The sequence below is a fragment of the Bradyrhizobium sp. 27S5 genome, assembly GCF_037217225.1.
Lineage (GTDB): Bacteria > Pseudomonadota > Alphaproteobacteria > Rhizobiales > Xanthobacteraceae > Bradyrhizobium > Bradyrhizobium septentrionale.
Genome location: NZ_CP147714.1, coordinates 6,719,731 through 6,733,151 on the forward strand (window position 1 = coordinate 6,719,731; position 13,421 = coordinate 6,733,151).

General features: G+C 65.1%; 6 protein-coding genes. 5 read left to right on the top strand and 1 reads right to left on the bottom strand.

Annotation, left to right across the window (positions count from 1 at the left end; all coding sequences use genetic code 11):
* Positions 1-3: 3 nt before the first annotated feature.
* Complete coding sequence (malQ, locus tag WDM24_RS31770) at positions 4-1,950, bottom strand: 4-alpha-glucanotransferase (RefSeq protein WP_338828570.1); 1,947 nt, start codon at positions 1,948-1,950, stop codon at positions 4-6.
* A gap of 203 nt (positions 1,951-2,153) precedes the next feature.
* Here malQ and WDM24_RS31775 point away from each other — a divergent pair, with 203 nt between their 5' ends.
* Genes WDM24_RS31775 through treZ form a run of 5 tightly spaced genes read left to right on the top strand, consistent with a single transcriptional unit; the run spans position 2,154 to position 13,420 of the window.
* Positions 2,154-4,115: an alpha-1,4-glucan--maltose-1-phosphate maltosyltransferase gene (locus WDM24_RS31775; RefSeq protein ID WP_338828571.1), complete on the top strand. Its 1,962-nt coding sequence runs from the start codon at positions 2,154-2,156 to the stop codon at positions 4,113-4,115.
* Positions 4,116-4,125: 10 nt separating this feature from the next.
* A complete protein-coding gene (gene treS / locus WDM24_RS31780; protein ID WP_338828572.1) occupies positions 4,126-7,431 on the top strand; it encodes a maltose alpha-D-glucosyltransferase in 3,306 nt (1,101 codons plus the stop codon).
* Entirely contained in the window at positions 7,428-9,575 is a 2,148-nt protein-coding gene (gene glgB / locus WDM24_RS31785) for a 1,4-alpha-glucan branching protein GlgB (RefSeq protein ID WP_338828573.1), read from the top strand. Before treS ends, glgB begins: the two co-directional genes overlap by 4 nt.
* 3 nt (positions 9,576-9,578) lie before the next feature.
* Positions 9,579-11,651 carry a glycogen debranching protein GlgX gene (gene glgX, locus WDM24_RS31790; protein WP_166304085.1) on the top strand — a complete coding sequence of 691 codons (2,073 nt, stop codon included), beginning with the start codon at positions 9,579-9,581 and terminating at the stop codon, positions 11,649-11,651.
* Positions 11,648-13,420 carry a malto-oligosyltrehalose trehalohydrolase gene (gene treZ / locus WDM24_RS31795; protein WP_166304084.1) on the top strand — a complete coding sequence of 591 codons (1,773 nt, stop codon included), beginning with the start codon at positions 11,648-11,650 and terminating at the stop codon, positions 13,418-13,420. The genes glgX and treZ overlap by 4 nt, the downstream gene beginning before the upstream one ends.
* Position 13,421: the final 1 nt, after the last annotated feature.

Below are 13,421 nucleotides of genomic sequence, written 5' to 3' on the forward strand. Positions count from 1 at the left end.
TTGTCAGGCGTGCGACCGTTCCCGGGTTGCGCGCTTGAGTGCGTCGATATCGATCGCCGACGCGAGATGCTCAAGCGAGACCGGCAGCCGCCGTTTCCAGTTCGGATGCTCGTAGACGGTGCCCGGGATGTTCGGCTGATCGACGATGCCGAGCAGATCCTCCATCAACACCGCCATCATCCGCGATCGCGTCCGCGCCAGGAAGCTCGCCACCGAATAGAAATCGTGGGCGTGGATGTCGTGCCGGCGCAGCACCTCGTCGAGCTGGCCGAGCGCGTGCCAGCGCCCCTCGTCGGTCTCGCCGGGATCGATCCCGAGCGCGCGCTTGGTCTTGAGATCGCTGAACGAGCGCCAGCCGGCATAGGTCGAGAGGTCGTGGGTGTTGAAGGTGACGAGCGCGTTCGGCAGATAATAGTCGGCATTGCGGAAAACGCCATGGTCGTCCGTCTCGAACATCATCACCAGATATGACCAGATACCCCAGCCGTTCATCTGCTCGCGGAAGCCTTCGGGCACGGTGCCGAGGTCCTCGCCGATCACGACGCAGCGGTTGGCTGTGCTCTCCTGCGCGGTCGCCGCCAGCAGCGCCTCGAACGGCATCAGCACATAGGCGCCATTGGCCGGGCCGAAGCCGCGCGGCACCAGGTAAAGCCGCTTCAATCCGAAGGCATGGTCGAGCCTGATCGCGCCGGCATGGTGCATCGAGGCGCGCAGCATCTGCCTGAACGGCTCGAAGGCACGCTGTTCGAGGCCCGCGGCGTTGAAGCCGGCAAGTCCCCAGTCCTGACCCGCGGTGTTGAGCGGGTCCGGCGGCGCGCCGACGCCGAGATGGCGCGAGATCGCGGTCTGCTCGTTCCAGGCGTCGAAGCCGTCCGACTGCACGCCGACCGCGACATCGAGATAAAGCCCGACCCGCATGCCGAGCTTGTGCGCGAGCGTCTGGCAGGCGCCGAGTTGGCGGTCCGCGGTCCATTGCACGAATTCGACGAACTCGACCTCAGCCGCCGTCTCTCGCGCCCGGCGCAGCTTGCTGCAGGCCGCGTCATTGGGCTGCCGCCATTCGTCGGGCCATTCCCACCACGGCGTGTTGAGCTTGTGCCTGATCACCTCGAAGCAGGCGAAGCGCGTCAGCAGCGCGCCGTGCTCCTTGCGATAATCTTCAAAATCCTGCCAGCGGCCGAGGCCGGGGTTGGCCTTGAAGGCGGCAAAGGCCGCCCGCAGCGCCCGCCATTTCAGCGCCGCGACGCCGACATAGTCGACCATGTCGTGGGAGCGCAGGTGCGCCAGCGCGGCTTGCGTCTCCGCATCGATGCGGAATTCGGGAATCTTCTCGACGTCGATGTAGAGCGCGTTGAGGAACAGCCGGCTGTTCGGCGAATATGGGCTGCAATCGCCGGGCCGGTCGTCGAACAGCGCATGCAGTGGATTGAGCCCGATGCCGTCGGCACCGAGCCGGCGGGCGAATGCGAGCAGGCCTTCGAGATCGGTGAAGTCGCCGATGCCCCAGTTGCGCGATGAACGCACGCCGTAGAGCTGGACCGCGATCACCCAGCAGCGATCGAACTCGCCGCCGAACGCGCCTTCCGGCGCCACGAGGAGCGGCAGCTCCTCGCTGCCCGATGCATCCGATAGCTGCAACCGGTGCACGCCTTCGCCCAGACCGGACGGCCACGTCACACTCCGCTCGTGCGTCTCGCCTTGCGCGAGGACGCCGGTGCCGTTCATGATCTTCCATCGCACCGGTAGCTGGGCCGCCTCCGAGAGCTGTGTTCGCCCGCCATGACCGACCCTGACGACCACGGGATCGGCGACAATCCGCCGCGGCGTCTGGGGCGGCAGCGCGTCGAGGATCGCGGTGAGCGCCTCGGGGGTTGTCACACGGCGGTGACCGCTACCATCGATATACTCGGTCTGGATTCCCAGGGTCTGGGCTTTGGCGTAAAGGTCCATTCGGCACGCTACTTGCTCGCAACGGTATTGGGATCGTTGCTAAATTGTACAGATACGGGAAAGGGATAGTTGATGTTCAACGCTCTACCCTATCAGGCGTTCCCGCCGGGAACCATTGTCCGACGAGCGGCTTTCTATATGGATCTGGCGCGCCTCCTTCCCGGCGCGGGGACTTCATTTGCCTATTCAATGGCGGCATCACCGTGAACAAAACCGCCCGGCCTGTCGAGAGCGCCCACGGCACTTTTCATATCACCGATGTCTATCCGTCGGTTGATGGCGGCCGCTTTCCGGTCAAGCGCATCGCGGGTGAAGCCGTCGAGGTGTGGGCCGACATCTACCGTGACGGACATGACGTGATATCAGCAGCACTGGTGTGGCGGCGCGAGGGCGACGGCGAGTGGCAGGTCGCCCCGATGACGCCGCATAGCGACGACCGCTGGGGCGGCGCCTTCGTGCCCGAGCGGCCCGGCCGCTACTCGTTCGCGATCGAAGCCTGGACCGACCAATTCGCCAGCTGGCGGCATCGCTTCGAGCAGAAGCAGCGCGACGGCAGCGACCACACGCTCGACGCGCTCGAGGGTGCGGGCATGCTGACCCAGGCGCAGGCAGGGGGACCTGCGGCAGCCGCTGTCATCATCAGGCAGTGCGAGATCTTTCTGCAGACCGGCGAGCCCGGCGCGCTGCTGGCGCCGGAATTGCGGGAGGCGATGGCGGGCAGCCAGTTTCGCCGCGACCTGGTGCGATCGCAGCTCTACCCCCTGACCGCGGACCGGCCGCGGGCCCGCAGCTGCGCGTGGTACCAGATGTTTCCGCGCAGCCAAGGCAAGACATCAGGCACGACGCCGGGCGCGCATGCGACCTTCAACGATTGCGCCGCGCGGCTTCCCGACATCGCCGCGACGGGCTTTGACGTCGTGCTGCTGGCGCCGATCCATCCGATCGGGCAGCAACACCGCAAAGGCCGCAACAATGCCGCCATTGCGCAAGCAAATGATCCCGGAAGTCCCTACGCGATCGGCGCAGCCGAGGGCGGCCACGACGCCGTGCATCCGGAGCTCGGTACGCTCGATGACTTCCGCGCTTTCGTGGCGGCATGCGAGATGCATGGCCTCGAGGTCGCGCTTGATTTTGCCGTGCAATGCTCGCCCGATCATCCCTGGTTGACCGAGCATCCAGAATGGTTCAAGCGGCGCCCGGACGGATCGATGCGCACGGCCGAACATCCGCCGCAGCGCTGGGACGATGTCGTCAATCCGGATTTCGGCTGCGAGGACGCCGGCGCGTTGTGGCGCGCGCTGCGCGACGTCGTGCTGTTCTGGGTCGAGCAGGGCGTCAAGATCTTCCGGGTCGACAATCCGCACACCAAGCCGCTGGCATTCTGGGAATGGCTGATCCGCGAGGTGCAGGACCGCGACGCGGATGTGCTCTTCCTTGCGGAAGCCTTCGCGCGTCCGAAACTGATGAAGGGTCTCGCCAAGCTCGGCTTCACGCAGTCCTACAGCTACTTCACCTGGCGCACGCAACGCGTCGAGCTCGAGCAATATCTCGGCGAGTTGATCGGCTACCCCGAGCGTGACTTCTTTCGGCCGAATTTCTTCGTCAACACACCAGACATACTGCCTTTCCACCTGCAAAGCGGCGAATCCTGGATGTTCAAGTCGCGTGTCGCGCTGGCCGCGACGCTCTCAAGCAGCTACGGCATCTACAGCGGCTTCGAGCTTCTCGAACACACGGCGGTCCCCGGCCGCGAGGAGTATCTCAACTCCGAGAAATACGAGATCAGGGTTCGCGATTGGGATCAGGTGGGGAACATCAAGCCCTACATCGCCGCCCTCAATCGGATCAGGCGTGCCAATCCGGCCTTGCAACAATTCGCGGATCTGCGCTTTATCAATGTCGATGACGGCGGCGTGATCGGCTTCGTCAAGCAGGCGACCGACCAGAGCAATGTGATCGCGGCCGCGATTGCGTTGTCGCCAGAGCCGCGTGAGGTCTGGCTTCCGCTCGGCGACGTCATGGTCGGCCGTGGCGAAGCTCGCCGCCCCGTCACGGAAGTGGAAGACCTCGTCACTGGCGAGCGCCACGCGCTCGAATGGGGAGGCGTCCGTCTACGCATCGATCCTGCGCGCGATCCCGCGTTGCTGTTGAGCTGTGTCGCCTGAAGGAGCCGACATGAACGTATTCTCCTCCGTCAATACCCAGGAGAAGGTCGCGACCGAGACCGCGGACCAGCTGTGGTACAAGGACGCGATCATCTACCAGCTGCACGTCAAGGCGTTCGCCGACAGCAACAATGACGGCATCGGCGATTTCACGGGGCTGACGGAGAAGCTCGGCTACCTGCAGGAGCTCGGCGTCACCGCGCTGTGGCTGCTGCCGTTCTATCCCTCGCCCGGCCGCGACGACGGCTACGACATCGGCGACTATGGCGACATCAATCCCGATTTCGGGACGATGAAGGACTTCAAGCGCTTCATCCAGGAAGCCAAGAAGCGCGGCCTGCGCGTCATCACCGAGCTCGTCGTCAACCACACCTCGGACCAGCATGCGTGGTTCAAGCGCGCGCGCCGCAGCCCGCCGAATTCGAGCGCGCGAAGCTGGTACGTCTGGAGCGATACCGATCAGAAATACCTCGATACGCGGATCATTTTTACGGACACGGAAAAGTCGAACTGGACCTGGGATCCGGAAGCCGGCCAGTTCTACTGGCACCGCTTCTTCTCGCACCAGCCGGATTTGAACTTCGACAATCCGCGCGTGGTGCGCGCCATCGTGCAGGTGATGAAGCGCTGGCTCGACACCGGCGTCGACGGCTTCCGGCTCGACGCCATTCCCTATCTGTGCGAGCGCGACGGCACCAACAACGAGAACCTGCCGGAGACGCATGCCATCATCAAGCGGCTGCGCCAGGAGCTCGACGCCTATGCCAAGGGCAAGATCCTGCTGGCCGAGGCCAATCAATGGCCGGAGGACGTGCAGGAATATTTCGGCCATGGCGACGAATGCCACATGGCCTATCACTTCCCGCTGATGCCGCGCATCTACATGGCGATCGCCCAGGAAGACCGTTTTCCGATCACCGACATCCTGCGGCAGACGCCCGATATTCCGGCCGCGGCCCAGTGGGCGCTGTTCCTGCGCAATCACGACGAGCTGACCCTGGAAATGGTCACCGATGTCGAGCGCGACTATCTGTGGTCGACTTACGCCAACGACCCGCGCGCCCGCATCAATGTCGGCATCCGCCGCCGCCTTGCGCCGCTGATGGACAACGACCGGCGCAAGATCGAGCTGATGAACTCGCTGCTGCTGTCCTTCCCGGGCACGCCGATCATCTATTACGGCGACGAGATCGGCATGGGCGACAACATCTATCTCGGCGACCGCAACGGCGTGCGGACGCCGATGCAGTGGTCGCCGGACCGCAACGGCGGTTTCTCGCGCGCCGATCCGGCGCGGCTCTACGCGCCGATGATCATGGACCCGGTCTACGGCTACGAATCCGTCAATGTCGAGGCGCAGTCGCGCAGCCTGTCGTCGCTGCTGTCGGCGACCAAGCGACTGATCGCGGTGCGCAAGTCGACGCTTGCCTTCGGGCGCGGCACCATGACCTTCATCCGCCCGGAGAACCGCTCGGTGCTCGCCTATGTGCGCCAGTACCAGGGCGAAACGATCCTGTGCGTCGCCAATCTGTCGCGCTCGGCGCAGGCTACCGAGCTCGACCTCTCCGCCTTCAAGGACCGCATCCCGCTCGAGATGCTTGGACGCACCCGCTTCCCGGCGATCGGCGAGCTGCCCTACATGATCACGCTCGCGCCCTACGGCTTCTACTGGTTCCAGCTGCAGGAGCGCGACAAGTCCGAGCCGGTGACGCCGCGGGCGGTGCCGGAGTTCGAGACGCTGGTGGTGCCGCTGAATTCGACCTGGATGTCTTTGGCGCGCACCCGCAGCGTGTTCGAGCACGACGTGCTGCCCGGCCATCTCGCCCGCACGCGCTGGTACCCGGAGCGATCGGCAAGTGCGATCCAGCCGATCCTGGTCTCCGCGATCCCGTTCTGCGACATCGGCGACAACCGGCCGTGGCTCGCCTTCTTCGAGACCACGCAGCGCGGCAACACCAGCCGCTATGTGCTGCCGATGCAGATCGAGTGGGTGCGCTTCGACCGCGAGCGTTACAACCCGCGTGCCTTTGCCGCGATACGTCAGGGCGCGCGCGAGGGCACGCTGCTCGATGTCGCCACCGACCAGATTTTCACCGGCCTGTTCCTGCGCAATCTCAGGGAAAACCTCACCGTCGACGAAGGCGAGCAAGGCCTGAAGCTCGAGTTCCGGCCGACCAGCCGCTTCTCCGACCGGCCGGTGCGGCAGCCGGAGCGGATCCGCGTGTTCGAGAACGATCAGCCGCATTCGACCGCGCTGGTCGACAACGAATATGTCACCAAGATCTACCGGAAGCTCGAGGTCGGCATCAATCCGGAGATCGAGATGGGCCGCTTCCTCACCGAAGTGGTCGGCTTTCCGAACAGCCCTGCCCTGCTCGGCACGGCCGAGCTGATCGAGGCCGACAAGCGCAGCGCCATCGCCGTGCTGCATGCGATGGTTGTCAACCAGGGCGAGCTCTGGGCGGTCGCCGCCGCGCACCTCGACCGTCTGGTCGAAAGGCAGCGCCTGCTCGCCGTGAGCGAGGACCCGGCGGAGAACGGCGACCATGCCGCCTATCTGCGCCACATGTCGCACAGTGGGAAGCGTCTCGCGGAGCTGCATCTGGCGCTTGCCAGCAACCGTGACTTGCCGGACTTCGCGCCCGAGCCAACCCGGCCCGAGGACCTGCTGCGCTGGAGCGACGAGATCATGGCGCGCGCCGAGCGCGTGTTCGACACGCTGAGGCAGCGGCGTGGCTCGCTGAAAGAATCCGACCGTCTGCTGGCCGATCAGTTGCAGGCCCAGCACGACATGCTGCCGGAACGGCTCAAGGCGCTGCTGCCACGCGAGACCGATGGATTCAGCATCCGCCATCATGGCGACCTGCATCTCGGCCAGTTGCTGGTCGTCAAGGACGACGTCTTCATCATCGATTTCGATGGCGGCCCCGGCCGGACCATCGCCGAGCGCCGCCGCAAGGCGCCGCCGGCGCGCGACGTCGCCGGCCTGATCCGCTCGATCGACTATGCGGCGACCGCCGCGCTGGAGCGGGCGCTCAAGGTCGCCCCCGACGAGAGCGGCAGGCTGAGCCTCGCTTTGGCCGAATGGCGCGACCAGGCCGCGGATACGCTGCTGGCGGCCTATCGCGAGACCATGGCGGGCCAACGGCTATGGCCCACTGATGCCAGGGCGGCCAATCGCCTGCTGAACTTTTTCCTGCTTGAGAAAGCCTTCTACGAGATCGAGTATGAGCTGGCCAACCGGCCGGATTGGCTCCGCGTCCCACTGACTGGCCTGTTGAGACTCCTGGCCCAACAGCCGCATGAGGTTGCATGACCAAATTGCCCGCCGAGGCCTATGCCATCATCGAGGGCCGCCACTCCGATCCTTTCCACTATCTCGGGCTGCACACCGAGGGCGATCGCAGCGTGGTGCGCGCGTTCCTGCCTGATGCCAGCAATGTCGAGGCGATCGGCGAGCATGGAAAGGCAGCACCGCTGGCCAAAATCCATGATTCCGGCCTGTTCGCAGGCCCCCTGCCGAACGGCTCCACGCGCTACCAGCTCCGCGCCCGATTCGGCGACAACGTCGTCGAGCTCGAGGATGCCTACCGCTTTCCGCCGATCCTGAGCGATTTCGATCTCTACCTGCTCGGCGAGGGCACCCATCAGCGCGTCTACGACACGCTCGGCGCGCATCCGATGACGCTCGACGGCGTCGACGGCATCGGCTTCGTGGTGCTGGCGCCGAATGCGCGGCGGGTCAGCGTGGTCGGCGACTTCAATTTCTGGGACGGACGGCGTCATCCGATGCGGGTGCGCGGTCCGGGCTATTGGGAGCTGTTCATCCCGCGTGCGCGCGTCGGCGACCACTACAAGTTCGAGATCGTCGCGCGGAACGGCCAGCATCTGCCGCTGAAGTCCGATCCCTTGGCGTTCGCCGCCGAGGTGCGTCCGAAGACCGCCTCGATCGTGATCGATGAGCGCAAGATCCCGCACCCCCGCCCGGCGCCCGATCGCGTCAACGCGCTGAGCTCGCCGATGTCGATCTACGAGGTCCATCTCGGGTCGTGGCGGCGCAAGGGCCGCAACGAGTGGCTGACCTACCGCGAGATGGCGGAGCAGCTTCCGGCTTACGCCAGCGACATGGGCTTTACCCATATCGAATTCCTGCCGATATCAGAGCATCCGTTCGACGGCTCCTGGGGCTACCAGCCGACCGGCATGTTCGCGCCGACCAGCCGCTTCGGCTCACCCGATGATTTCGCCGCGCTGATCGACGCCTGCCATGCCGCAGGCCTCGCCGTGCTGCTCGACTGGGTCCCCGGGCATTTCCCCGACGATCCGCACGGCCTCGGCCATTTCGACGGCACCGCGCTCTACGAGCACGCCAACCCGTTGCAGGGCCGCCATCTCGATTGGGGCACGCTGATCTACAATTACGGGCGCACCGAGGTCACCAATTTCCTAGTGTCGAACGCGCTGTTCTGGCTCGAGCGCTACGGCATCGACGGGCTGCGCGTCGATGCCGTCGCCTCCATGCTCTACCTCGACTACAGCCGTCCCGCCGGCGGCTGGATCCCGAACAAATATGGCGGCCGGGAGAACATCGAGGCGATCGACTTCCTGCGCCGCTTCAACACCGAGCTGTTCGCGCATTTTCCGCAGGCGACGACGGCGGCGGAGGAATCCACCGCGTGGCCGCAGGTGTCGCGTCCCGTCGAATATGGCGGGCTCGGCTTCGGCTACAAGTGGAACATGGGCTGGATGCACGACACGCTGAAATACATCTGCAAGGATCCCATCCACCGCAAATTCCATCACGGCGACATCCTGTTCGGCCTGCACTACGCCTTCTCGGAGAACTTCATCCTGCCGCTGTCGCATGACGAGGTCGTGCACGGCAAGCGTTCGATCCTCGGCCGCATGCCCGGCGACGACTGGCAGCGCTTTGCCAATCTGCGTGCCTATTACAGCTTCATGTTCGGCCACCCCGGCAAGAAGCTGATGTTCATGGGCTGCGAATTCGGGCAGGAGCGCGAGTGGAATCACGATCACTCGATCGATTGGCATCTGCTCGACCAGCCGAAGCACCGAGGCGTTCAGAACCTGATCCGCGACCTCAATCGCCTCTATCGTGCGCTGCCGGCACTGCATGAGCTCGACTGCGACCAGGCCGGCTTCGAATGGGTCATCACCGACGACGCCAGCAACAATGTGTTTGCCTGGATCCGCAAGGGCAATGATGCGCGCGCACGCTGCCTCGTGGTCGCAAACTTCTCGCCCAACGTCTATCGCAACTATCGCGTCCGCGTGCCGTTCGCGGGCAAGTGGCACGAGGTGCTCAACTCGGATTCCTCGCACTACGGCGGCACCAATGTCGGCAATGTCGGCGAGGTGCGCGCCTCGGAGGGCGCCACGCCGGAATTGAACCTGACCATTCCGCCGCTGGCTGCAATCTTCCTCGTACCGGAAAGCTGATTCATGCGACTGAGCGGGGGAACGTCCGCGCGGCTTGGTGCAAGCTGGGACGGCAGAGGCACCAATTTTGCGCTGTTCTCGGCGAATGCGGAGAAGGTGGAGCTGTGCCTGTTCGACGGCCAGGGCCGCCGCGAGCTCGAGCGGATCGAGCTGCCGGAACGCACCGAGGACGTCTGGCATTGCTACCTCAACGACGTCTCGCCGGGCCAGCTCTACGGCTATCGCGTCTATGGGCCGTATGCGCCAGAGCGCGGCCACCGCTTCAACGCCAACAAGCTGCTGCTCGATCCCTATGCCAAGCGGCTCGCCGGCCGGCTGGTGTGGAACGATGCGCATTTCGCCTACCGCACAGGCAGCGCGCGCGAGGATCTCTCCTTCGACCGGCGTGACAATGCTCGCGGCATGCCGAAGGCGGTCGTGGTCGACGAGACCTTCAACTGGGGGCGCCGCGAGATCCGGCCGCACATTCCCTGGGAAGACACCATCATCTACGAGGCGCACGTCAAGGGCCTGACGCAGAAGCGCGAGGACGTGCCGCCGAATTTGCGCGGCACCTATGGCGGGCTGTCGTCGCCTGCGATGATCGATCACCTCAAGCGGCTCGGCGTCACCACCATCGAGCTGTTGCCGATCCACGGCCTGATCGACGACCGCGTCCTGGTCGAGAAGAAGCTTTCCAATTACTGGGGCTACAACACCATCGCGTTCTTCGCGCCCGAGGCGCGCTACGCCCAGGACAATGCGCTGGACTCGTTCCGCACCACGGTGGCGCGGTTGCACGATGCCGGCATCGAGGTGCTGCTCGACGTCGTCTACAACCACACCGCAGAGGGCAACCATATGGGCCCGACGCTGTGCTTCCGCGGCATCGACAACGCCTCCTATTACTGGCTGAACCGCGAGAACCCGCGCTTCTATGACGACTTCACCGGCTGCGGCAGCTCGGTCAACCTCACCCATCCGCGCGTGCTGCAGATGGTGATGGATTCGCTGCGCTACTGGGTCGAGGTCTGCCATGTCGACGGCTTCCGCTTCGATCTCGCCACGACCCTGGCGCGCGGACCGAACGGCTTTGATCGCAACCATCCCTTCCTTACCGCGATCCGCCAGGACCCGGTGCTGGCGACTGTGAAGATGGTCGCCGAACCCTGGGATCTTGGTCTCGGCGGCTACCAGGTCGGCGCGTTTCCGTCGCAATGGTCGGAATGGAATGATCGCTATCGCAGCGCGATGCGGCGCTACTGGAGCGGCGAAGGCAGTTTGGTCGGCGACATCTCGGGCCGCATGACCGCCTCCTCGGATTTGTTTCACCACGACAACCGCGCGACCCGCGCCAGCGTCAACCACATCACGGTGCATGACGGCTTCACGCTCGCGGACCTCTTCAGCTACAACGAGAAGCACAACGAGGCCAATGGCGAGGACAATCGCGATGGCTCCAACGACAATCACAGCAACAATTGCGGCCACGAAGGCCCGACCGACGATCCCGCCATCATCGCGTTGCGCCGCCAGCTCCGGAAGAATGCGCTGGCCTGCCTGGTGCTCGCACAGGGCACGCCGCTGATCCTCGCCGGCGACGAAGTCGCCAACACGCAAGGGGGCAACAACAACGCCTATTGCCAGGACAATGAGACCGGCTGGATCGGCTGGGAGAACCTCGGCACCGACGACGACGCCATCGATTTCATCGGCCATCTCACCGCGCTGCGCCAGCGCTTCGGCCAGATCCGCTGCCAGCGTTGGCTCGACGGCCGCCGCACCGACGGCAGCTATGGCGTGCTGTGGCTGACGCCCGCGGCGGAGGAGATGAAGGAATCGGACTGGAAATTCCCGGAGAGCCGGTTCCTGGCCTATGTGCTGGGTCCGATGGAACAAGGGCAGGAGCCGATCTTTATCGTGCTGAATGCCGCGCCGCAGGAGATCGTGTTCAGGATGCCGAGGATCACTGAATACAGGACCTGGCAGCAGGTCCTGAACACGGCCAAAGCGGAGCAAACCGCCGAGCAATTCGCATCCGGCGCCGACACCACGGCACCGCCGCGCTCGGTGCTGGCATTCGCGGGCTCCATATGAGCACACAGCATTTCGGCGCTGAGCTGACACCCGATGGCGCCCGCTTCCGGCTGTGGGCGCCTGCGGCCAAGCGCGTCGATCTGCTGCTCGACAAGCCGGATACGCGGAGCCGCGATGCGCACGCGCTGACGCGTGACGCCGCCGGCTGGTATGTCGCCGAAATCCCGGGTGCGCGCGCCGGCACGCGTTACAAATTCCGCGTCGATGACGAAGTCGATGTGCCGGATCCGGCTTCCGCATTCCAGCCGGACGACGTGTTCGGCCCGAGCGAGGTGATCGATCACTCAGCCTTCAAATGGCGCGCCACGGAATGGCGCGGACGTCCCTGGCACGAGGCCGTCATTCTCGAAGCGCATGTCGGCACCTTCACGCCGGAAGGCACCTATCGGGCCATGATCGACAAGCTCGATCACCTGGTTGCGACCGGCATCACCGCGCTCGAACTGATGCCGCTGGCGGATTTCGCGGGCAAGCGCAACTGGGGCTATGACGGCGTGTTGTGGTATGCGCCCGACAGCGCCTACGGCCGGCCCGAGGATCTGAAGACCCTGATCGACGAAGCGCATCTGCGCGGGCTGATGGTGATGCTCGACGTGGTCTACAACCATTTCGGCCCCGAGGGGAATTTTCTCGGCCGCTATGCGCCCACCTTCTTCAGTGACGCGCATACGCCGTGGGGCAACGCGATCGACTATCGCGTGTCAGAAGTGCGCGCGTTTGCGATCGGCAGCGTGGTGAGCTGGCTACGCGACTATCGCTTCGACGGGCTGCGCTTCGACGCGGTCAACACCATCGTCGAGGCCGGCGAAATCTTCGTCATCCACGATTTCAGCAAGGCCGCCGGCAAGCTCGCCGCGGAGACCGGTCGGCAGATCAACCTCGTGCTCGAGAACGGCGACAACATCGCAAGCCTGCTCGACGCCACCGAAGACCCGCCGCACGGCAAATTCCGGGGACAGTGGAACGACGATTATCATCACGCCTGGCACGTGCTGCTGACCGGCGAAACGCAGGGCTATTATGGCGACTACCGGGCGCCGAAGCAGGATCTTGCCCGCGCGCTGTCGTCCGGCTACATCTACCAGGGCGAAGTCTCGGAGTTCTGGGGCGGCAAGGCCCGCGGCGAGCCGAGCGGCGCGCTGTCGCCGACCTGCTTCATCAACTTCCTGCAGAACCACGACCAGATCGGCAACCGGCCGCTCGGCGATCGCCTTGTCAGCATTGCGAAACCGGAAGCGGTCGCGGCGGCGCTCGCGGTGACGCTGATCGCGCCGACCACGCCGATGCTGTTCATGGGCGAGGAATGGGGCGCGACGACGCCCTTCCCGTTCTTCTGCGATTTCAAGGGTGATCTCGCAAACGCCGTCCGCACCGGCCGGCGCAAGGAATTCGCCTGGGCCTATGCCAAATATGGCGACGACATTCCCGACCCGCTCGCCGAGGAGACGGTGCGATCGGCTGTGCTCGACTGGGCGGCGCTCGGCCACGATCCGGCCCGCGCGCGGCTGGCGCTGGTGCGCGACCTGCTCGCCGTGCGCCGGCGCGAGATCACGCCGCGCCTTGCAGGAGCCCGTTTCGGCGATGCCAGCGTGGCGGGTGACCTCTTGACCGCCCATTGGCAGATGGGAGACGGCCGCACGCTGCGGCTGACAGCCAATCTGTCGGATCGCGCCATTGCCGGCGCAGCGGAGCCGGAGGGAACTGCGATCTGGGGCGGCGCGTTGTCGAGCGACCTCCCCGGCTGGGCGGTGCGCTGGCACATCGGATAGC

What these genes read in the sequence shown, in the direction of transcription:
- malQ (WP_338828570.1), bottom strand. Translation starts at nt 1,950, where the DNA reads ATGGACCTTTACGCCAAAGCCCAGACCCTGGGAATCCAGACCGAGTAT.
- glgB (WP_338828573.1), top strand. Translation starts at nt 7,428, where the DNA reads ATGACCAAATTGCCCGCCGAGGCCTATGCCATCATCGAGGGCCGCCAC.
- treZ (WP_166304084.1), top strand. Translation starts at nt 11,648, where the DNA reads ATGAGCACACAGCATTTCGGCGCTGAGCTGACACCCGATGGCGCCCGC.
- glgX (WP_166304085.1), top strand. Translation starts at nt 9,579, where the DNA reads ATGCGACTGAGCGGGGGAACGTCCGCGCGGCTTGGTGCAAGCTGGGAC.
- treS (WP_338828572.1), top strand. Translation starts at nt 4,126, where the DNA reads ATGAACGTATTCTCCTCCGTCAATACCCAGGAGAAGGTCGCGACCGAG.